At 60.7% G+C, this 21324-nt stretch carries 19 protein-coding genes and 1 pseudogene; all 20 read right to left on the bottom strand.

The annotated features are described in order from the left end of the window. Positions 1-13: 13 nt before the first annotated feature. The 20 genes and pseudogenes from ACFQUU_RS17365 to ACFQUU_RS17270 all read right to left on the bottom strand — a co-directional run bounded on the left by ACFQUU_RS17365 (position 14) and on the right by ACFQUU_RS17270 (position 21322). On the bottom strand, positions 14-982 hold the full coding sequence (locus ACFQUU_RS17365) for a WD40/YVTN/BNR-like repeat-containing protein (protein WP_382249286.1): 969 nt from the start codon (positions 980-982) through the stop codon (positions 14-16). A 310-nt stretch (positions 983-1292) separates the two neighbouring features. Next, on the bottom strand, positions 1293-2498 hold the full coding sequence (locus tag ACFQUU_RS17360; protein ID WP_382249404.1) for an acetyl-CoA C-acyltransferase: 1206 nt from the start codon (positions 2496-2498) through the stop codon (positions 1293-1295). 23 nt (positions 2499-2521) lie between these two features. Further along, positions 2522-2983: a MaoC family dehydratase gene (locus tag ACFQUU_RS17355; RefSeq protein WP_382249285.1), complete on the bottom strand. Its 462-nt coding sequence runs from the start codon at positions 2981-2983 to the stop codon at positions 2522-2524. 15 nt (positions 2984-2998) lie between these two features. Next, positions 2999-3799, bottom strand: coding sequence for an SDR family oxidoreductase (locus ACFQUU_RS17350; protein WP_382249284.1), 801 nt, complete (start codon positions 3797-3799; stop codon positions 2999-3001). Next, the gene (locus tag ACFQUU_RS17345) at positions 3796-4932 is read right to left on the bottom strand and encodes an acyl-CoA dehydrogenase family protein (RefSeq protein WP_382249403.1); all 1137 of its coding nucleotides are present in this window, start codon (positions 4930-4932) and stop codon (positions 3796-3798) included. Before ACFQUU_RS17345 ends, ACFQUU_RS17350 begins: the two co-directional genes overlap by 4 nt. A 99-nt stretch (positions 4933-5031) precedes the next feature. Further along, a pseudogene (locus ACFQUU_RS17340) lies at positions 5032-6132 on the bottom strand (acyl-CoA dehydrogenase family protein); the annotation flags it as partial. Between the two features lie 40 nt (positions 6133-6172). Then, positions 6173-7051 carry an SDR family oxidoreductase gene (locus ACFQUU_RS17335; protein WP_382249402.1) on the bottom strand — a complete coding sequence of 293 codons (879 nt, stop codon included), beginning with the start codon at positions 7049-7051 and terminating at the stop codon, positions 6173-6175. Between the two features lie 8 nt (positions 7052-7059). Then, positions 7060-8214, bottom strand: a complete 1155-nt coding sequence (locus ACFQUU_RS17330; protein WP_382249283.1) for an acetyl-CoA C-acetyltransferase — start codon at positions 8212-8214, stop codon at positions 7060-7062. 5 nt (positions 8215-8219) lie between these two features. Then, the gene (locus ACFQUU_RS17325; protein ID WP_382249282.1) at positions 8220-9269 is read right to left on the bottom strand and encodes an acyl-CoA dehydrogenase family protein; all 1050 of its coding nucleotides are present in this window, start codon (positions 9267-9269) and stop codon (positions 8220-8222) included. A gap of 15 nt (positions 9270-9284) precedes the next feature. Further along, positions 9285-10454: an acyl-CoA dehydrogenase family protein gene (locus tag ACFQUU_RS17320; RefSeq protein WP_382249281.1), complete on the bottom strand. Its 1170-nt coding sequence runs from the start codon at positions 10452-10454 to the stop codon at positions 9285-9287. A gap of 4 nt (positions 10455-10458) precedes the next feature. Then, the gene (locus tag ACFQUU_RS17315; RefSeq protein WP_382249280.1) at positions 10459-11220 is read right to left on the bottom strand and encodes an enoyl-CoA hydratase family protein; all 762 of its coding nucleotides are present in this window, start codon (positions 11218-11220) and stop codon (positions 10459-10461) included. Continuing rightward, complete coding sequence (locus tag ACFQUU_RS17310) at positions 11217-12335, bottom strand: NAD(P)H-dependent flavin oxidoreductase (protein ID WP_382249279.1); 1119 nt, start codon at positions 12333-12335, stop codon at positions 11217-11219. The genes ACFQUU_RS17315 and ACFQUU_RS17310 overlap by 4 nt, the downstream gene beginning before the upstream one ends. After that, the gene (locus ACFQUU_RS17305; protein ID WP_382249278.1) at positions 12332-13219 is read right to left on the bottom strand and encodes an enoyl-CoA hydratase; all 888 of its coding nucleotides are present in this window, start codon (positions 13217-13219) and stop codon (positions 12332-12334) included. Before ACFQUU_RS17305 ends, ACFQUU_RS17310 begins: the two co-directional genes overlap by 4 nt. After that, the gene (locus ACFQUU_RS17300) at positions 13216-14043 is read right to left on the bottom strand and encodes a CoA-transferase subunit beta (RefSeq protein ID WP_382249277.1); all 828 of its coding nucleotides are present in this window, start codon (positions 14041-14043) and stop codon (positions 13216-13218) included. Before ACFQUU_RS17300 ends, ACFQUU_RS17305 begins: the two co-directional genes overlap by 4 nt. Before the next feature lie 11 nt (positions 14044-14054). Next, on the bottom strand, positions 14055-14948 hold the full coding sequence (locus ACFQUU_RS17295) for a CoA transferase subunit A (RefSeq protein ID WP_382249276.1): 894 nt from the start codon (positions 14946-14948) through the stop codon (positions 14055-14057). A gap of 12 nt (positions 14949-14960) precedes the next feature. Continuing rightward, positions 14961-15851: a VOC family protein gene (locus tag ACFQUU_RS17290; RefSeq protein ID WP_382249275.1), complete on the bottom strand. Its 891-nt coding sequence runs from the start codon at positions 15849-15851 to the stop codon at positions 14961-14963. A gap of 395 nt (positions 15852-16246) precedes the next feature. Further along, entirely contained in the window at positions 16247-17794 is a 1548-nt protein-coding gene (locus ACFQUU_RS17285) for a FadD3 family acyl-CoA ligase (RefSeq protein WP_382249274.1), read from the bottom strand. A gap of 4 nt (positions 17795-17798) precedes the next feature. Continuing rightward, positions 17799-18830 (bottom strand): 2Fe-2S iron-sulfur cluster-binding protein, encoded by a 1032-nt coding sequence (locus tag ACFQUU_RS17280; protein ID WP_382249400.1) that lies wholly within the window; start codon positions 18828-18830, stop codon positions 17799-17801. Between the two features lie 43 nt (positions 18831-18873). Beyond that, positions 18874-19629, bottom strand: a complete 756-nt coding sequence (locus ACFQUU_RS17275) for a glucose 1-dehydrogenase (RefSeq protein WP_382249273.1) — start codon at positions 19627-19629, stop codon at positions 18874-18876. Then, a complete protein-coding gene (locus ACFQUU_RS17270; protein ID WP_382249272.1) occupies positions 19616-21322 on the bottom strand; it encodes an FAD-binding protein in 1707 nt (568 codons plus the stop codon). The genes ACFQUU_RS17275 and ACFQUU_RS17270 overlap by 14 nt, the downstream gene beginning before the upstream one ends. Positions 21323-21324: the final 2 nt, after the last annotated feature.

Raw genomic sequence — 21324 nt, 5'->3', positions numbered from 1 at the left:
GGGAGCGGTCATCTCACAGCCTTTCAAGTGCGATGCCAGCCTCGCCGCCAACGAGTGCCGTACCGGGTGAAATTTCGACGATGCTGGTCAGCGTTGCCATGCCGCCGATACGGTGGATGCGGAAACTTTTTCCAAGGTCGTCAGACACCAGCATCGCGCCGCCCTGACCGACCAGGACAATGCGTCCATCCTGCAGGCGGGTGCCACCAAAGAACGACGTTTGCAGCCCGGTCTTGACCGGTTCCCAGCTTGCTCCGAAATCCTCGCTGCGCAACACATTGCCGCGCATGCCGAATGCCAGCCACAGGTCCGGGGACAATGCCATCGCGCCGAACATCGATCCCTTGTATGGCAGAGACAGGCGTTCCCAATGCACACCGCCATCGGGCGAGCGCAGCAGCAAACCGTTTTCTCCTGTCAGCATCAAGCGGTTACCGGGTCCGACGACCAGTGCATTCAGATGTGCCTCATCGATCTTCGGCAACGAAGCAACATCGTCCCAGTGTTCGCCGCCGTCGCGCGAGACCAGGAAACGGCCGAAGCTGCCCACCGCATACAGCTTCATTCCCGACCGTTCCCCGATGGCAGCGGCATTGAGCAGGGGCTCGGAATGCTGATCGTCAAACCGGACCCGGCGCCATGCCGTGCCCCCGTTGTCGGTCTTCAGGATTGTGCCGTCATGACCGACGGCAATACCGTGTTGCGCATCGGTAAAAACGATTTGATTCAGCGTGGAACGGGCTTGCTCGGGAACCGACGCCTGGCGCCAATGCGCTCCACGATCATCGCTATACAGGATGTTGCCGGCTTCGCCGGCGGCGACGAGACGCGACGCAGCTTGCGCAATGCTGTTGATTTGCAGACGGTCGGCACGTATGGTACTGGCCGCGAACGGCGGCAGCTGACGCGGTGCAAATGCATACGCGGCAGCAGCGGCGACTGCGATGACCATTACCAGACTGGCTAATCGGATTACATTCACTTTGTTGTCTCCTTGGCGTTTTCGCCGATTTCTTCTTTTGGTCTTTCAGGTAGCGCGCTTTGCAAGGCAGCGCTTTACTAAGCCTGAGGCCGGTACCAATAGTCCATCACACCCCAGTTCGCTTGAGCCATTCCCTATCGGATCCCCTCCCCCTTGCAGGGGGAGGGTTAGGGAGGGGGTAGTGAGGTGGAGCATTCACCTGTGAGAATTCAACCTCATCCCCCCCATCCCAACCTTCCCCCTACAAGAGGGAAGGAGCTCGTCCGGGCGTTGACCAAAACCGACAAAAATTTGATATATAACGTCGCTACTACAACACCTCAAACAATCCGGCTGCGCCCATCCCTCCACCTATACACATCGTCACCACCGCATATCGCTCGCCGCGCCGCTGTGCCTCCAGCAGCGCATGCCCCACCATCCGTGCGCCCGACATGCCGAACGGATGACCGATTGCGATGGCGCCGCCATTCACATTCAGGCGATCATTCGGAATGCCGAGCTGATCACGGCAGTAAATCACCTGGCAGGCGAAGGCTTCGTTCAATTCCCAGACACCGATATCGGCCACTGTCAAACCATGCCGCTTGAGCAGCTTGGGGATCGCGAACACCGGACCGATACCCATTTCATCGGCAGCACAGCCTGCGACCGCGAGGCCACGGTAAGCACCGAGCGGGACAAGGCCGCGACGCTGTGCCTCGGTACGACTCATCAGCACACTGGCCGATGCACCATCCGAGAGTTGCGACGCATTGCCGGCTGTAATGAAGCCGCCCTCGCTTACCCATTGCCCGTTCTTCCATACCGGCTTCAGTGCGGCGAGGCTTTCCGCGCTGGTGTCGGCACGATTGCACTCATCTTTGGCGGCCTCCACGCGCTGCGTTCCGGTGGGATTGCCTTCCTTGTCGAACAAGAGCTTGTCCGCCGCCAGCGGGATAATTTCAGCAGCGAAAAAGCCCTCACGCTGTGCACGAGCGGTCCGTTGCTGGCTCTGCAATGCATACTCGTCTTGCGCTGCGCGCGATATGCCGTAGCGCTGCGCGACGATTTCCGCCGTTTCTATCATCGGGATATAAGCGGCGGGATGCAGCGCAAGCACTGCCTCCGACTGGCTGCGGTAGCTGTTCTTGTGCTTGGTCTGCGTCAGTGAAATCGATTCGACGCCGCCGGCGACGGCAATCGTCGCTTCGCCGCACATGATGGACTTGGCCGCGCCGGCAATCGCCATCAGGCCGGACGAGCACATGCGGTCCAGCGCCATGCCGGGCACGCTCTCCGGCAATCCGGCGGCGAGCGCACTCAAGCGACCGATGTTGTAGCCTTGCGTGCCCTGCTGTGCCGCCGCGCCCATCAATACATCATCGACTTCCTCGGGTGCGACTTCAGGCACCTTCGCGAGCGCGGCACGGATCGCATGGCCTCCCAGCACCGGTGCTTCGGTATCATTGAATGCGCCGCGAAACGCCTTGCCAATCGGCGTGCGGGCAGTGGAAACAATCACGGCTTCTTGCATGCTCAAGCTCTCTTCAAAAAAATTCAGGTGAAAAAATAACGGCTGATGGTGTCGGCCACGCAACCAGGTTTGTCATGCCCTTCGATCTCGACCGTGACACGCACGACCGATTGCACGCCGTTGTTCGGCATGGCTTCCGCACGCAGCAGTTCGCCCCTGCCGCGAATCCGCGCACCAACCGGCACTGGCGCCGGAAAGCGCACTTTGTCGCAGCCGTAGTTGACACCCATGGACAGGTTTTCCAACTTCACCAGTTGCGGCAGGAACAGATTGACCAGCGACAGCGTCAGAAAACCGTGCGCGATGCAGCCGCCGAACGGGCCGGCTTTGGCACGCTCGGGATCGACATGAATCCACTGGTGGTCGCCAGTGGCCTCGGCAAACAGGTTGATGCGCGATTGCTCGACCGGTACCCAGTCGGTTGCGCCCAGCGGCTGTCCCACGCGTTCAAGAAAATCCGCCGGGGACCGGAAAAGAATGGACATGGCTTCTCCTTCCCTTTACGCGTGCTGGCTACTGACGGAGAGCACCTCGCCGGTCATATAGGAGGCATAGTCGCTGGCGAGAAACATCATCACGTTCGCGACTTCCCATACTTCGGCAGCGCGGCCAAACGCTTCGCGCGAGGCCAGTTGCTCCAGCAATGCCTGTGGCGCGCTTTTGCGCAGGAAATCGTGCAGCGCGATACTGGGTGCGACGGCATTGATACGGATACCGAATTCCGCCGCCTCCAGCGCGCTGCAGCGGGTGAGCGCCATCACACCGGCCTTCGCCGCCGCATAATGTGCCTGTTCCTTTTGAGCGCGCCAGCCCAGCACCGACGCATTGTTGACAATCACGCCACGGCGGCGCGGCTGCATTCTTTGCAACATCGCACGCGTCATACGGAAGGTGCCGGTCAGCGTGATGTCGAGCACCTTGTTCCACTCTTCATCCGACATGTCGGCGACGCGGCGCGATCCACCGAGGCCGGCGTTGTTGATCAGCACATCGACGCCGCCCAGCCTGCTTTCGGCAGCGTCGATCAATGCCTGCACTTCGGCCTCGTCGGTCACATTGCCTACCTGGCCGTAGATTTCCTTGAGGCCGGTTTCCGCACGCAGCTTTTCCACCGCGGCTTCCAGACGTCCGGCGTGAATGTCGGAAATCATCAGCGCGCGGCATCCCTCTTCCGCACTGCGGCGAGCGGCCGCAAAGCCGATGCCGGCGCCTGCGGCGGCGGTAATCAACACGGATTTATCTGTCAGCAGGCTGTGGCCAGGCACATAGGCCGGGGCGGTAACGATATGTGTATCGGTCATGCTTGAACTCTCGCTTCCTTGGGCATGCCGAGACCACGCTCGGCGATGATGTTCAACTGGATTTCATTGGTGCCGGCGTAAATGGTGTCCGCACGCGAAAACAGAAACAGACCCTGCAGCCTGGCGCGCCGTGCATCGTCCGCGCCAAGCAGATTGCCTTCCGCGCCGAGCACATCCATCGCCAGTTCACCCAGCTGGCGGTGCCAGTTCGACCAGTAATATTTGTAGATCAGCATTTCGCCGCGCAACTGTCCGTCGTCATTGCCGGACAGCATGCGCAAGGCGTTGTAGCGCATCGTCCGCAGCCCTGCCCAGGCAGTCGCCAGGCGCCGTTTGATCGCCGGATTACGCAGCGCGCCGTTTGCACGGGCGGCAGCAATGACCATGTCGAGCTCATGACGGAAATGCATCTGCTGGCCGAGCGTTGACAGACCGCGCTCGAAGCCCAGCAGCGCCATCGCGATCTTCCAGCCTTCGCCCGGTGCGCCGACCACGTCCGCAGCCTTGGCGCGTGCGCCGTCGAAGAAGACTTCGTTGAATTCCGCCGAACCGCTGATCTGGCGGATCGGCCGGATGTCGATGCCCGGCTGCTTGAGCGGCATAAGCAGGAAAATCAAGCCACGGTTGCCGCGCGAACCGGCGTCACACCGGGCCAGCACAAAGATCCAATCGGACTCGTGCGCCAGTGAGGTCCACACCTTCTGGCCATGGACAATCCAGTCGCCGCTGGCGCCATCCTGCACGGCCCGTGTTTGCACATTGGCCAGATCGGATCCGGCATTCGGCTCTGAGTAGCCCTGGCACCAGAAAGTACTTCCATCACGAATCCCGGGCAGAAAACGACGCTTCTGGTCCTCGGTGCCATGGGCGATCAAGGTCGGGCCGATCAATCCTTCGCCGATATGTCCCATGCGACCTGGCCCGCCGGCGCGTGCGTACTCTTCATGAAAAATCACTTGCTGCGCAATGGACAAACCGCGTCCGCCGTATTCCGTCGGCCAGCCCACGCAAGTCCAGCCGCCTTTGGCAAGCTCGCCTTCCCAACGTTTGCGCAGCGCCGGAAAGGCGTCTTCGTCGCCAGGGCCGCCGCGATGATGCAACGGGGCGAATTCGCCTTGCAGGTGGGTATGCATCCACTGCGCGATCTCTGCGCGGAAAGCCGCATCGGCACTGGCCGAGGCTGTGCCGACCTCGCGCTGTTCTTCGGCGGCGTCGCACAGATGTGCAGCAATACGGGAATAACACTCGTCGTCATCCCCAAACCAGGTGCGCGCTGCCTGCGCCCGCTTGAAGTAGAGCTGCGGATCATATTCCCAGGTGAAGCCCACGCCGCCATGCAACTGGATCGCCTCTTGTGCACAGAAGAACAAGGCCTGGTTCGCAGCCGCTTTCGCGCAGGCGACGTCCAGTGTCAGGCGGTCTGCATCCTTTTCACCGGCCACGGCGCGGACGGCGCCGTACACAATGGATCGCGCGGATTCCAGCGCGATCATCATTTGCGCACAGCGATGCTTGACCGCCTGGAATGAGGCGATCGTCCGCCCGAACTGTGTCCGTTCACTGATATACGCAAGGGTCAGGTCCAGGCATTGCCGGGCACTGCCAATCTGTTCCGCCGCCAGCGCCAGCGCAGCGAAATCGGAAGCACGGCGCAGGCCGTCGTGCAAATCCTCGGTCCAGCCGGCGGCATCAATCCGCGCATCGGCAGCGACACGAACCTGCCGCAGTTCAACGCGTGCAATCTGACGGGTCGCATCAAGCACCGGCAGCGCTGTTACTTGCAGGCCCATGGTGCCGGCTGCGACGGCAAACAAGCCATAGGCGTCCGGCTGATCGACCAGACGCGCCGGCACCAGCAGCAGGTCGGCATGCGTCGCGCCCAGCACTTGCTGCGCCGCGCCGTTCAGTACATAAGCATCGCCTTCGCGCAGTGCGCTGATCTTGCATGCGCTGGCTTGCCAGCCCAGTGCATGCGGCAAGGCAAGTGCCGCACTGATGGTGCCATCGGCCAGTTGCGGCAGATAGCGTTGCTGCGCCTGAGGATGTGCCGCATACACGAGGGCATCCACCGCGAGACAAGCACTTGCGAGATAGGGGACGCAAGTCAGACGGCGTCCCATCTGTTCCATCAGCAACGCGCGCTCCACCTGTCCCAGTCCCATGCCGCCAAACGTTTCGGGAATCGTTATGCCGCACCATCCGAGTTCCGAACGTATCGTGCGCCAGAGGTCGGCGTCATGCCCGTCGTGCCCATCGTACTTTTCCAGCACGCGGCGCACCGCCGCCGAATCGCTTTGTTCCGCGAGAAATTGTTCGGCCGAGTCCAGGATCATTTGCTGATCGGCATTGAGTGTGAAATCCATTGTCGGTCCGTCAGCTGCCAAAAACCTTTTGCACCGGCCACGCTTCCGCGAGCAAAGCATTGACCGCGCCGCCAACTTCCTCAGGGCGCCAGCGCGCACCCTTGTCTTTCTGCACGCCGCTGCGCCAGCCGTCGGCGATTCCTATCATGCCGCCGGCCACTTCGAATATCCGCCCACTGACCTGGCGCGACTGCGCACTACCTAGCCACACGACCAGCGGGGCCACGTTGGCCGCATCGAAGTAGTCGAAGGCATTGCCTTCCGGCTTTTTCATAACATCGGCGAACACACTCTCGGTCATGCCTGTTCTCGCGACCGGCGCCAGGCCGTTGGCGGTCACCCCGTACCGGGCCAGTTCCACCGCTTGCACCAGGGTCAGTGCGGCAATGCCCGCCTTGGCGGCGGAATAATTGGATTGTCCGACCGAGCCCTGCAAGCCTGCGCCCGAACTGGTGTTGATGATGCGCGCATCAACCGCCTTGCCGGCTTTGGCCGCATCGCGCCAGCGCCTGGCCAACACATTAGCCAGGCAGAAATGGCCCTTCAGGTGCACCCGCATCACGTCGTCCCAATCCGCTTCGGTCAGGCTGACGAACATGCGGTCGCGGCAGATGCCTGCGTTATTGACCAGCACGTCAACCTCACCGAAGGCTTCGCATGCGGCCGAGACGATACGTTCCGCACTCTCCAGGTTGGTAATGTCTCCATCGTTGGCCAGCGCCACGCCGCCCTTTGCCTTGATATCGGCGCACACCGCTTCGGCAGCCTCACGTCTCACGTCATTGACTACGACGCGTGCGCCTTCCGCAGCGAAGGCCAACGCATACTCGCGCCCGAGGCCACCGCCTGCCCCGGTGATGATGACGGTTCGGTTATCGCAGATTCCCATTGTTTTTCTCACAGTCTTTCGATAATCGTGACGTTGGCCAAGCCACCGCCTTCGCACATGGTTTGCAACCCGTATCGTCCGCCGCAGCGTTCGAGTTCATGCAACAGGGTTGTCATCAGGCGTGCGCCGGTCGCTCCCAGCGGATGACCGAGCGCAATTGCGCCGCCGTTGACGTTGGTTTGCGCATGCGGGTAACCAGTCTCCTTCAACCAGGCTTGCGCGACGGAGGCGAAGGCTTCGTTGATCTCGACCCGGTCGATGTCGCTCCATTGAAGGCCGCACTGCTTGAGCGCACGCTGCGTGGCCGGAATCGGCGCGGTCAGCATCCAGATCGGGTCGTCGCCCAGCACGCTGAGGTGATGGATGCGTGCGCGAGGTTTCAGGTTGTAGCGCTTCAACGCCGCTTCGGAAACGACCAGCAGGGCCGCTGCCGCGTCCGCGGTCTGGCTTGACACGGCGGCGGTCAGTGGACTGCCCGGCTCCAGTGCTTCAAGTTCCGCCATCTTTTGCAAGGACGTCAATCGCGGAGTCTCATCGCGTTCCAAACCCATGCAAGGAATGATCTCTCGCGTGAAACGGCCTTCGGTAGTCGCCTCCAGTGCGCGCCGATGGCTTTCCAGCGCATAAACTTCCATGTCTTGCCTGGAAAATCCCCAGTGTTCGGCGATCTTGCGTGCCGCATTAAACTGCGACACCGGCTCGGCACCGAAGCGCTGACGCCAGCCGCTGCTGCCGGAAAAAGGATCGCTGAAACCGTAGGCCTGACCGGCAATCATTGCCGAAGAAATCGGAATCTGGCTCATGGTTTGCACGCCGCCCGCAATCACCACATCTTGCGTGCCGCTCATCACCGCCTGTGCGGCGAAATGCAACGCCTGCTGCGAGGAACCGCACTGGCGGTCGATCGTCACGCCCGGCACCGTCAACGGAAGGTCGGCGGCAAGCCAGGACGAGCGTGCAATATTTCCGGCCAGCGGACCGATGGTATCGACGCAACCGAATACGACGTCGTCATATTCGGCGGCCGGGATGACATTGCGCTCGACGAGATGGGTCAGCACGAAGGCGCCCAGGTCAGCCGGATGCGCCTGTGACAGACTGCCGCGGCGGCGCCCGGTGGGCGTGCGTAATGCGTCGACGATATAGGCTTCAGTTTTCTGCATGACGGTTAGTCCTTAAACGTGTGGCCGGGGCCGAGCGCGGCATCGTCCTGCAAGACGAACTGACGCACACGTGCCAGGTGGAAGCTGCGATCGCCATAGGCGCCATCGAGCGCCCAGGCCATCTTCATGAAAATTTGCAAATCCATTTCCCAGGTGTAGCCCATCGCGCCGTGCACCTGGATGCCGTTGCGCGCGGCAAGCAAGGCTGCTTCGGCGGCGGCCACCTTTGCGTGGGAAACATGGAATCCTGCGTGCTGCTGACCATGCGCGAGTGCATACGCGGCGCGATGGACAACGGGGCGGGCGAACTCCAGCTTGATTGCGACATCGGCGAGATGGTGCTTGACCGCCTGGTAGGAACCGATCGGCTTACCGAACTGCTTGCGCTGGGCGGTATAGTCGATCGACAAATCCAGCATGCGTTGCGTCAGACCAAGCAGTTGCGCGGCAGCGGCCAGCGCGCCACGGTTGCATGCCTGCGTCCAGATGCCATCCGCATTGGTCGCGACGCGCTCCGCATCACGGGGATTCCAATCCACTGAATAGAGCCGGCGTGACAGATCGATGCTCGGCTGCATGGTGAGCTGCGCCAGTTGCGGCGAGACGGCATACAGGACGCCGTCATGCGGCATCAGTATCACGCTGGCCAGGTGCGCGTCGGGCACCAGCCCGCTCTGCGCTTGCGCCAATGCGATGCGCGCGCTACCGTCAGCGATCTTGGCAAGCCACTGCGAGCGGAACTCGCTGTCCGGCAATGCAGCAATCAACCCGGCGCCAGCCCACGCCGTGTCCAGCAGCGGCTCCGGCAATGCGTAATAACCGCATTCCTGGGCGATCAATACCCAGTCGGTGTCGTTCATGCCCATGCCGCCGGACGCTTCCGGCACCGACAAACCGGTCAAGCCTTGTGCGGCGAGCAGATTCCATAATTCGCGCGAGCGGCCCGTCGGGCGGGTCCATAGTTCACGGATCAGTTCCGGGGATACTTCGTTCATCAAGAATTTGCGAACGCTGTCCACCAGCAGGATTTGATCTTCGTCGAAAGTAAAGTCCATGTGAAGATTCCGATCTTAGGAGCGCGGCATGCCGAGCATGCGTTCGGCAACGATGTTGCGCTGGATTTCATTGGTGCCGGCGTAGATCGACCCCGACTGCGCGAACAGGAAGCCTTCCAGCCAGCGGCCATGTTCAACGGCAAGCGCACCGTCCCCAGTCAATTCGGCAAACGGCCCCGCGAGACGTTGCGCCGTTTCATGCATGCGAATGTCGAGTTCGGACCAGAACACCTTGTTGGTGCTTGACTCGGCGCCGATATGACCACCCTTCTGCAGACGGCTGGCCGTTGCGTAGGTGGACAAGGTATAAGCTTCCGCATCCATCCAGGCCCGGGCCACTTCTTCACCCAGCACCGGGTCTGCATTGCCATCCTTGTCTTTGCGCCGCTGGTGCAAGGCGGCCAGTGCACGCGCAGTCTCCTGGAAGCGCGCCGGCGAACGCAGCATTAGCCCGCGCTCGAAGCCGGCGGTCGCCATAGCGACTTGCCATCCCGAGCCTTCTGCGCCGAGGCGGTTTTCCATGGGGACGCGTACATTGTCGAAAAAAATTTCAGCGAACCCGGTCTGGCCGTTGAGCTGCCTGATCGGTCTGACCGTAATACCCGGCGAACGCAAAGGGAGCAGCAGAAAGGACAAGCCGTGATGGCGACTCGATGTGGTATCGGTACGGAACAGGCCAAACAGCCAGTCTGCCCACACCGCACGCGTCGACCAGATTTTCTGGCCGTTGACAACATAGCTGTCACCATCGGGCACCGCGGTACAACGGATAGCCGCCATGTCAGACCCTGCGCCCGGCTCCGACCAGCCCTGTGCCCAGATATCCTCGCCAGCGGCCATGCGCGGCAAAAAGCGCGCCTTCTGCTCCGGTGTGCCGTAATCCATGAGGGTCGGGCCGAGCAGAAAGATGCCGTTCTGGTTAACACGCAGCGGTGCACCGGCACGCCAGTATTCTTCCTCGAAGATCAGCCATTCGATCAGATCACAGCCGCGTCCACCCAAAGCCTGCGGCCAGGTCACCATGCTCCAGCGGCCGGAATGCAGGACGCGCTCCCATTCGCGGTGCTGGGCGAATCCTTCGGCGGTATCAAAACTTTGCAGCGCCTCCTTCGGCACATGGGCGGCGAGCCATTCACGAATCTCAGAGCGGAACGCACGCTGCTTCGACGTATAGATCAGATCCATGGCATCAGGCTCCGGCAAAGTTGGCGTCGCGTTTTTGCACGAAGGCCGCACGTGCCTCACCCGAATCAAGGCTCATGTAGGCCTGGAGCGTAAAGCCTTGCTCCCAGCGGTACTTGTCCTCCAGGTTGCCGTCTTCGACGCCATTCAGCGATTCCTTCGCCAGCTGCAGCATCGTGGAGCTTTTGGCAGCAATCGCACGTGCGGTTTCCATGGCGGCATTGCGCAGGTCGGCACGCGGCACTACACGCTCAATGCCGCCGAGGCGATACGCTTCCGCCGCATCGATCATCAGACCGGTGAAATACATCCATCGTACTTTTTGCAACGGGAATAATCGCTGCAGATGCGCGCCGCCGCCCATCGCGCCGCGATCGATTTCCGGCACGCCGAACCGCGCGCAGTCGGAGGCAATGACGATATCGGCCGCTCCCGACAAGCCGATACCGCCGCCCAGCACGAAGCCGTGGACTGCCGCGATCACGGGCTTGGGGTTGCGGTGCACGGCACGGAACGACGCGTAGTTGCCGGCATTGACTTCCACGATGCGCTCTGGATGCGCGGCCAGCTCCTTGATATCGACACCAGCACAGAAACCGCGTCCTTCACCGCGCAATACGATCACGCGCACGCGCTCATCGCGGCCCAGACGATCGATTTCGTCTGCAAGTGCATGCCAGCCAGCGCAGTCAAGTGCATTGACAGGCGGGTGGTCGATGACCAGTTCGGCGATACCGTCGCCGATGTCGGTATGAAATGGTTTATTCATGTGTTTACCTTTTCTGATTCCTGCGGCGCGACTGACCCGCGCTCCCTGTTCATGCCCATTTCCGCAAGCCGCTGTTCTGCCCGTGCGACGATGTTCTCGATCACTTGCTGTACGCTGTCGATGCGCCCAATCGCTGCGGCCGCCTGGCCGCTCGGAAGGACGCCTTCGTCCGGGATACCGTCGACCATCGCCCGTTGGATCAATACCGGCGCGTTGGCGGCCATCAGCGTCTGTGCGAAACTGATATCGCCGCTGCGCAGAGCCTTTATCGCCGTCGTCAGCATCTGTGTGGTTTTCATTCCTGTGTGCCGCCGCCACTGCCATGCCGCGCGTAGCGCGATCAGCAGGCGTAGCCGGGGTGTTGCACTTTCCAGCCGCGCGAGATAAGGGTTGTCGATCATTCGCTGGGGCAAGCCGTCAATTGCATGCGATACACGGATAGCCGCTGGATCGTGTACCTCGACATAACGCTGCAAGGTGGCCGCCGGTACCGGCGACTCGGCGCTCATCAGGAAACGCGTTCCCATTGCCACGCCATCCGCGCCGTAGGCAAGCGCAGCCGCCAGACCGCGTCCGTCAAAGAAACCGCCGGCTGCGACGACCGGCACCTGGATCGCGTCGAGTACCTGCGGCAACAAGATCGAAGTGGGTACCGCACCGGTATGGCCACCGCCCTCGCCACCCTGAATCGTCACGATGTCGGCCCCCATCTGCACCGCTTTCACCGCATGCTTGACAGCACCGACGGTTGGCATGCACAGCACGCCGGCATTCTTGAGGCGGCGAATGGTTGCGGCATCCGGGCCGCGGCCATAGCTGACGGCGCGCAGTCGATGCTTGATCGCCAGTTCGACCGCTTCCATCGCATTGGGTTGAAACATATGGAAATTCAAGCCGAACGGGGCATCGGTCAAGGACTTGACCTTGAGGATTTCTGCTTCAAGCTGCTCGGGCACAATCGTGGCACCCGCGAGGAAGCCGAATCCCCCGGCGTTGCCTGTTGCGGCAACAAGTCGCGCATCGGCCACCCAACCCATCGCGGTCTGCACGATGGGATAGCGACTGCCCAGCAGCGGGCAGAGGCGCGTGTAGAGCAAAGACGAATGGCCGCTCATGCGTTCGCATCCTTCGTTTGCTCTGCCGGTTTGCCTGCCTCGCGCTGCGACGCGGCCATCGAGCGCGCGTCATAGCCGCCGAGCTTGTCGCCACTGATCAGTTCATTGTGCGCATGCGCAAAATGATGCCATGCGAAAGCAGCGTCCATCGCCGTGCGTTTACCCTGCAAGTCCTCCACGTGATTGATCGCCTGTTTGGTCAACGTCAGCCCCAGTCGCGGCATTTGTGCAATACGCTTGGCGATGCAATAGGTTTGTTCTTCCAGGAATTCGCGAGGCACGACACGATTGACCATGCCCATCTGATAAGCACGTTCCGCGTTCATGCGGTCACCAAGAAACAGAAATTCCTTCGCAATGCGGGGATTCAGTTCATAGGGGTGAGCAAAATATTCAACACCCGGAATACCCATGCGCACCACCGGATCAGAGAAAAAAGCGTCTTCCGAAGCCACGATCAGATCGCATACCCACGCCAGCATCAGCCCACCGGCGATGCAAGCGCCCTGCACCATCGCGATCGTCGGTTTCGGCAACTCGCGCCAGCGGCGGCACATGCCGAGATAGACTTCCTGCTCACGGGCGTAGAGAAACTCTCCGCCCGGCTTGTTCACGTGGTCGTACCAGAGCGAACTGCGCTCGAACGACTGATGGATGTCACGCCCCGGCGTGCCAATGTCATGACCTGCCGAGAAATGTTTGCCCGCGCCGCGCAACACGATCACTTTGACGTTGTCATCGTCCGCTGCACGCCGGAATGCCGCATCGAGCGCATAGGTCATCTTCGAATTCTGCGCATTATGGAACTCCGGCCTGTGCATGGTCACACTGGCAATACCATCGGCGACCTCGTAGAGGACGACTTCTTCGGCGCCGGCGTTCATGCTGTCACCTCTGCGGTTGACGTCACGCGAATGGCGGGCGGATTGTTGCGTAATGCACTTGCACGCTGGTTGAACGGATCCAGCCGGCGAATAATGTCCAGTTGTTCTGCATCGGGCAGGGGCGTGACGCCAAGATCAGGCGCAGCCATCAGTTCGAAACCGGTTGCCGCCTGCACCGCATCGAAGCTCACGCCCGGATGCAGCGAGCGCACGCGGATCGCATGCTGCGGACCTTCAAAGTCGAGTACGCACAGATCGGTGACGATGCGGCGCAGATCGATGAAATCCCCGCGCATGCCGGCTTCGCGCCGTGCCGGGTTGTAACCGACACCGGCGATCATGTCGACCTCTCCCTTGACAAAACTGCGCAGGCCATGGGAGGTGATCAGATAAGAGTTGACGTGATTGATGCTGTTGCCAGGATAACCGCGTGCACCCAATAGTTGCGTCTTGGGACGGTGATAGTCGCTGCCAAGGCAGGAGATATTGGTTTGCCCATAACGATCGATCTGGGTCGGCATCGTCAGCGCGTGCCGCGCGCCACCCCAGACGCATTCGAAAATACGCGAAAAGGGCATCCACCCGGCCGCTTGCAGACGGAACCCTTCGGGTCGCGGCCCAAGAGGAATCGGTTCCTCGATCAGATAGGCTTCGCCGTCGGTAAGCAATAGTTCGGGACTATGTGTCAGCTTGGCCAGACCGGCTGAGATACGAGGAATGGTGCCGATGCCAGAGGCAAGCACCTCGCCGTTGTCGCGCCATGCGTCGGCGCATGCCGTGATCAGCAGCTCGGCGAGGGTAATGTCGTGTTGATTGGTATCCATGCCATGCCTCCTCAGATTGCCGTGACCGGCAAATTGCCGATATGCCCGGCGCCGCCTACGCTCGCCTGATAATCGGGTTCGCCGCCAGAAAGATGCTGGGTTGCGTAGCTTTGCCAGCCCTTGTCCTGTTCCGCGCTGGCGCAGTACTGTTTCAGATGGGTCATATCCCAGCCGTAATGCGGTGCGCAGGAGGTCGGATGCGCGCCGCCAGGAACGTGCACGACAGCGCTCACCAGATAGCGCTCGAAGGTATTGCTGCGGGCGTTCATTGGACTACCCGATTCGCCTTGGTCCAGGCGATCGAAAATCTGTTCGCAGCTGACGTAGCAACGGTCTGCGGCACGGGCAAACAAATCGTCGAAATAGGGGTCGGGACCCAGAATGCGGCTGTTGCCGAGAAGGTCGCACTGGTCGACGTGCAGCAGCGCGGCGTCCAGCCGCAGGGCCGGCATCGCCAGCAGTGTTTCGCCATCCGCGTATGGAGACGTAATCGTTTTAAGGTGCGGGTTGTACTTGTGCACATCGCTCGCCAGGCCAACCCGGGTCGGCAGAAAAGGCAAACGCATCGCGGCGGCACGCAAGCCCCACTGCAACATGCCTTCGTCGAGTTCCTCGATTTCCAGCCCGCCCTGTTCGCGAGCCCGGCGGAAATAAGGTTCGAGTGGAATCGCGTCCATCGAGACAAAGCCGAAGATCAGTTTTTTTACCTTGCCTGCTGCACACAGCATGCCGACTTCCGGCCCGCCGTAAGCGACGACGGTGAGGGCTTGCAGGTCCGAGCGCAGGATTTCGCGCACCAGGGCCATGGGCTTGCGCCTTGCTCCCCAGCCGCCTATGCCGATCGTCATGCCGTCGCGCAGTTGCGCAACCACATCGCGTGCGCTGCATTGTTTATTGAGTGCCATATAGAACCCGCCTTATTGATAACCGATACTGAAGTCGTGACCCCACAGACTGACCGCCGTTGCTTCGTAGACGCTGTGTTTTTCCCAGTCGACCTGCAATCCGCCGTGACCGTATTCAAGATCAAAACCGCCCGGTGTCTTCATGTAAAAGGAAGTCATGAGGTCATTGCAGTGACGCCCAAGCGTGGCGGACATTTTTACGTTGTGCTGGCGCACGCGGTCCAGCGCGCGGCCCACCTCGTCCATCGTTGGCACTTCGACCATCGCGTGCACGCAGCCGCTAGGCATCTCCATCTCGAAAATCGCCAGACTGTGATGACGGCTGTTGTTGCAATGCATGAAATAAATGCGCTTTTCAGGCTCGTTCGGATCAGGTGTAAAGCGCACGCGGAAGATGTCCGATAACCGAAAACCAAGCACATCCGAGAGAAAACGATAGGTCTGATCGAAGTTCGGTGCCGGCAGCACGACATGGCCCAGGCCCATGTCGCCGGTCACGAAAGACGGCACGCCAACCGGCGAAACGAAACGGCGGAAGTCCGACTTCGGTCCCCAGCAGATTTCGTGGCGATTGCCTGATGGATCAATGACCCAGCACATCTGCTGCACTTTACGCAATGCACAGTCGGCTTCACTGCCATGTTGCACTTCGATGTTTTGCAACGATGCCAGGGCTTCTTCGAAGGCGCGTGCGTCAGCCACTTCCCATCCGGATGCCAGATAGCGGTCCTGCTGCCCTTTCACCACGATGAAACGATATGCGCGCTCGTCCATTTTCAGGTAAAGCGCTCCATCTGGCCCGTCTTCGACCATCATGCCGAGCACCTGTTCGCCATAGTCACGCCATCTGGACGGCGCAGTCGCCTCAACGACGATATAGCCCAAACCGCGAATATCGGTCATTCCGCTCTCTCCAAGAGTTGGTTGATCTCTGTTGATGATTCTGCGGAATGAGAGAGGAGGCGGCATCGTCTGATAAGACTAGCCGGAGTGAAATTTGTGGAAGGTGTTGTAGACAGGACGGGGGCAATGGGGAAGTAATTCGCCCGGCGCGGCGGCACGGACGCATGCGCTATCGATCGCAACGGCAAGAATGCGGATAGAAGCCCTTGTAAAACCTATTGCGCCCTGCCGTGCCCGCCTGCGCGGGAACGACAGGGTTCCAGCTGCATTTTTGGGAGAAAGGATAGTGGACCGCTGCGAGCCCGACATACTCCTACGGAGAATCGAGAAGCGGGAAACAACAGAATTGAGACACTGAAGAGAAACATTAATTTCGCAATAAGAGAGCTACCCGCTCACCGCAATTGATGCTTCAATACCTTCCCTGCGGCATTCGTCGGCAATTCCTGCAATACCTCCACCACGGACGGCACCTTATAGTTAGCCATGCGTTCCCTGGCCCAGACGATCAGTTCGGGGCTGTTGAGAGTACGGTCATTTCGCAATACCACGTAAGCCTTGCCGACCTCGCCCATCCGCTCATCGGGCACGCCCACTACCGCTACCTGTGCAATGTCCGGATGCGCGGACAGCAACCGCTCGATCTCCGCCGGATAGCAATTGAATCCGCCGCTGATGTACATGTCCTTGAGCCGGTCGGTGATACGCAGATAGCCATGCTCGTCCAGCATGCCGACATCGCCGGTGTGCAGCCAGCCGTCGGCATCAATGGCCTCGCGAGTTGCCATGTCGTCGTTGAAGTAGCCACGCATCACGTTGTATCCGCGAATGACGACTTCTCCGGTGACGCCGGGTCCCACGGGTTGGCCGTGTGTATCGATGCAGCGCAATTCGATACCGGGAATCGCGCGACCGCATGTGCTTGCAATCGTATCGGCATCATCATTCGGCTGACATAGCGTCGCAAAGCCGCATGACTCGGTCAAACCATAACCGGTCAGCACAATCTTGAAGCCGAGCTCGCGGCGCATCCGCTCGATCAGCACGGGAGGAATGCTCGCGGCACCGGTGATTGCCGCGCGCAGGCTGGACAGGTCGAATTCGGCCAGCCGCGGGTGAGCCAGAATGCTGTGATACAAGGTCGGCGGGCCGGGCAGCACATTGATCCGTTCGTTGGCAATGCGTTGCAGAACCCTCTCTGCGTCGAAGATAAGCTGGGGAAGAATCGTGACCCCATGCATCAGCGCGGCCAACCAGCCCGCCTTGTAGCCGAATGCATGGAAGAACGGGCCGACGACCAGATAACGTTCACCTGGAATCAGGCCGACGGCATTTCCCCAGCTTGCCACGGCACGCAGGTTCTGCCCATGCGCAGTCATCACGCCTTTCGGGCGGCCGGTGGTTCCGGAAGTAAACATCAGGTCGGACAGATCATCGGCGGCAAGTGTGTCGGCGCGGCGGAGCGCCTGCGCCTGGCTGACTGTTTCAGCCCTTTCCAGGAAGCTTTCCCAGGCATTTCCCGCTCGCAGAACAATGATGTGCTCGAGCGTCGCGGGCCGGTGCTGTCCCAGCAGATCGGGATAGTAGGCACCAAGGAAATCGCCGATACAAAACAGTACACGGGCTCCGCTATCATTCAGGATGTCGCCAGCTTCATTGCCACGCATGCGTGTATTGACCGGCACGAGCACTGCGCCGGCACTGTGAATGGCGAGCGCCGCGACGATCCATTCCCAGACATTCGGCGCCCAGATGGCGACGCGGTCTCCGGGAAGGACGCCAAGTGACATCAGGGCACGGGTCGCACGCCAGCGCATGGTGTCGAGTTCGGCGTAGGTCAGGCGAAGGGGGCCGTCGTCGATGGCGACGACATCGGGCCAGCGGCGCGCCGCCTCCGACATGAGTGAAGGAATGGTGGCAGGCAATGACAAGTTGGAAGACATTGTATTAATCGGGAAAACGGATGCGGACGGCGGAGCTGACTGGAGTGCCCTGGCAAGCCAGAGTCCAACCCTCGGCGAGGTCGTCGCTATCGAGCACGCTATTGGTCCGGAGCGCGACTTCGCCCTCCTCGACGCGGCACATGCAGGCGCCGCATGAACCGCTGCGGCAGGAATTCGGCGCGCTCAAGCCGGCATGAAGCAGGCTGTCGAGCAGTGTTTCCTCCGTATTACCGGAAAGCGCATGGGTTACGCCATCCAATAGCACTTCGACCGCACATGCGGCTCCGTTCCGTGATGGCGCAGGCGCCGGTATCGCGGCCGGATCGGTATCGAGTGAAACGAAACGCTCGAGATGAATGCGTTCCCGTGGCACATGGAGCGCAGTCAATGCAGCACGCACGCTATCCATGAATGGCGCCGGGCCGCAGACAAAACAGTGCGCGTCGCACCACGGCGCTGCCCAGACTTGCAATTGTTCGGTGCCGGGCACCCCTTGTATCGAGTCGAGCCAATGCAATACCGTAAGGCGGCGGGGGTAAGTCTTTGTCAACTCACGCAAGACCTGACGGAAGATAATCGAATTCTCGTCGCGATTGGCATAGATCAGGGTCACGCGTCCCGTGCCATTGCGCAGCGCCGCCTTGGCAATCGACAGCACAGGCGTGATGCCGCTACCGCCGGCGAACAACAGGAAATCCTGGTCGAGTTTGCGTGGTACGAAGACGCCGGCCGGTGGCAGCACCTCGACCGTGCTCCCTGGACGTAATTCGTCGCAAATCCAGTTCGATGCGCGGCCGCTTGCGACCCGCTTGACGGTGACGCGCGGCATGGCATCGATCCCGGGAGCGCTGGACAACGAATAGCAGCGTGCCAGCGTGCCGCTCACATGGGGAATACGCAAGGTCAGGAACTGGCCGGGCTGGTAGCGAAACTGTTCCTGCAAGGATGGCGGTATGTCGAAAACCAGCGATTTCGCGTCACTGGTTTCTTCGATTACCTGTGCCACCGTCAGGGTGTGATAAGAATCGGCCGCCACCACAGACGCGATAGACGCGGCAGGTGGGGCCGCTACGGCATGGTTAGACATCGATCGACGACTGCCCGTTATCAATGCGCAGTTCGGTGCCGTTGATGAAACGTGATTCATCGGAGGCTAGAAACAGCACAAGGTTGGAAATGTCCTGAGGCATGCACATGCGCGCCATCGGGTCCCCCTTGACTTCGACGGTCGTGTCCGGCGTTGCATTGGCCATCAGGTTCATGACCATCGGTGTCAGGATGCCATCCGGATGAATCGAGTTACAACGGATTTTGTAGCCGCGCTGCTTGCAGTGTGCCGCCACGCTGCGGCTGAGCGCCGTCACAGCTCCTTTGGACGCGCTGTATGCACAGAAATGCGCCATGCCGGAGATCGCGGCCAGCGACGACATATTGATGATCGATCCTCCGTGCTGCTTCATGGCTTCTACGCCATATTTGCAACCTAGAAAGTAGCCGTCGGCATTGATTTTCTGGATTTTCTGCCAGAGTTCCAGCGTGGTCTCTTCAATGCTCGCCATTGCGAGGATTGCCGCATTGTTGACCAGTACATCAAGCTTGCCGAATTTGTCGATGGTCGCGCCAATCACCTTTTTCCAATCCGCTTCGCTGGCGATATCATGACGAACGGCAAGCGCATTCGCACCGATTTCCCTGGCGGCGGCATGTACGCCCTCCTCGTTCACATCGGTCAGCACGACGCGCGCGCCTTCGCGTGCGAGCAACAGGGCGTTTTCCTTCCCTACGCCGCTGGCAGCGCCGGTGATCAACACTACCTTGCCATTAACTCGTCCCATATGTTTTCTCCTGAAGATGATTATTGATGTACGGCGTCGACTCGGTGGACGACATTTCCATAAGACGACCTGCTCGCCGTCCCGACCAGACGCAGTCGGCAAGCGACAAACCGCTGACGTAATGGTTCGATGCAACGCCGAGCGCAGCGCGGCCGGCGGCATAGAGACCGGCTATGCCGGAGCCGTCAGCCTGGAGGACAGCGCCAGTCTTTTCATCGACACGCAACCCGCCCAAGGTAATCACCGGGCAAGGGAAAATCTTGCTGTCCATTGAAATGTCGATCGCATACAGTGGTCCATGATTGATTTCGGCCATCATGGCCGGCGACTTGTCGAAAGCGTCACCGATCTCTCCCCGTGCCGCAGCGTTATATGCATCGAGCGTGGCGCGCAGTCCCTGGGCCGGCATGCCTATCCTTTGCGCCAGCGTATCGGCATCGCGCGCCTTGATTGCACCAAATAGCATGAGCATCAGCGCAGGCCCGCTTTGAAAAAACCACAAACCGCCTTTGAAGCATTGTGACAACGCTTCCTGCCGCAAGCGTGCGTCAAGAATCAGCCAGGCTCGGCCATCGGCCTTCTCGCACATGACATGACCGAGAAGCGCACCGTAGACTTCTTCATTACAAATGCGCTGACCTGCGGCATTGACGACGATGCTGCGCGCCCACGGAAGGGGTGGATTGATGAACCGCCATGCCGATACATTGTGCATCTGCGCACAGTCGCCACCTGCAGCCTGGCCAAGGCGAATGCCGCTGCCATCGCAGCCGGTTGTGCCAAGCCGCCATGCACGCAGATAGCGCGGCGCGTGGTGTGCAAGCATCGCACGGTTGAATATGAAGCCACCGGTGGCAAGCACCACGCGCTTGTTCGCGCGGACATAGGCAGGCATCGCATGGCGGGACTCCAGGGCAGCGACCCCACGACGAAGCAGGTCCGCCGCGCCAGGTGCCGCGTTGTGCAGGCGTTCGGCAAGGCCGGCACCCAGTCGATGCAGGGCTGCGAAGATTCCCTTTATTTTTCCGACTTCCACGCCGATGACTTTACCGCCGACGTCGACAACCAGGCGGCGAGCGCATGACTGCGTCCATACCTGCACACCGGCACTCAGCACCGCATGCCGCAACGCCGACATCAAGGCCGCGCCCGACATGCCGCTGCCCTTGGTACGGTGGCCGCGTGGTGCGGGTGCAGCCAGCCGTGCATACCGGGGTACTGCTTCGTTGCCGGAGTAATAAAGATAGTAGCCGTCGGCAGGATAGGAGGTCTTGACTGGCGGCATTGCCGAGTCAAACTCCACACCATGCCGGGACAGCCAGTCGATCATCGCCGCGCTGTTTTCACAGAAGCTGCGCAAGGTCTCGGTACTGACGACGTCGCCTGTTTCCTGGCGCAGGTAGTCGTACATTGCCTGCGGCGTATCGTTAACTCCTGCCAGCTGTTGTTGCTTTGTCCCACCGCCCGCATAGACCACACCGCCGCTTTTTGCGCTCGCGCCGCCGCCCTGAAAACGGTCGCACAGTATCACACTGGCGCCGTGGCTTGCGGCTTCGATCGCCGCGCAGGCGCCAGCAGCACCAAAACCCAGCACGAGAACATCGCATGCGGCATCCCAGGCGATACTGTCGGCATGATCCAGCCGGAGGGGCGCATCGATCGTCATGCCGTCCGCAACCCGTGAGTTCACCATTG

The sequence above is a fragment of the Herbaspirillum sp. GCM10030257 genome (genome assembly GCF_042666555.1).
In the GTDB taxonomy this organism is placed as follows: Bacteria; Pseudomonadota; Gammaproteobacteria; order Burkholderiales; family Burkholderiaceae_D; genus Noviherbaspirillum.
This window is presented reverse-complemented; position numbering and strand designations above follow the sequence as displayed.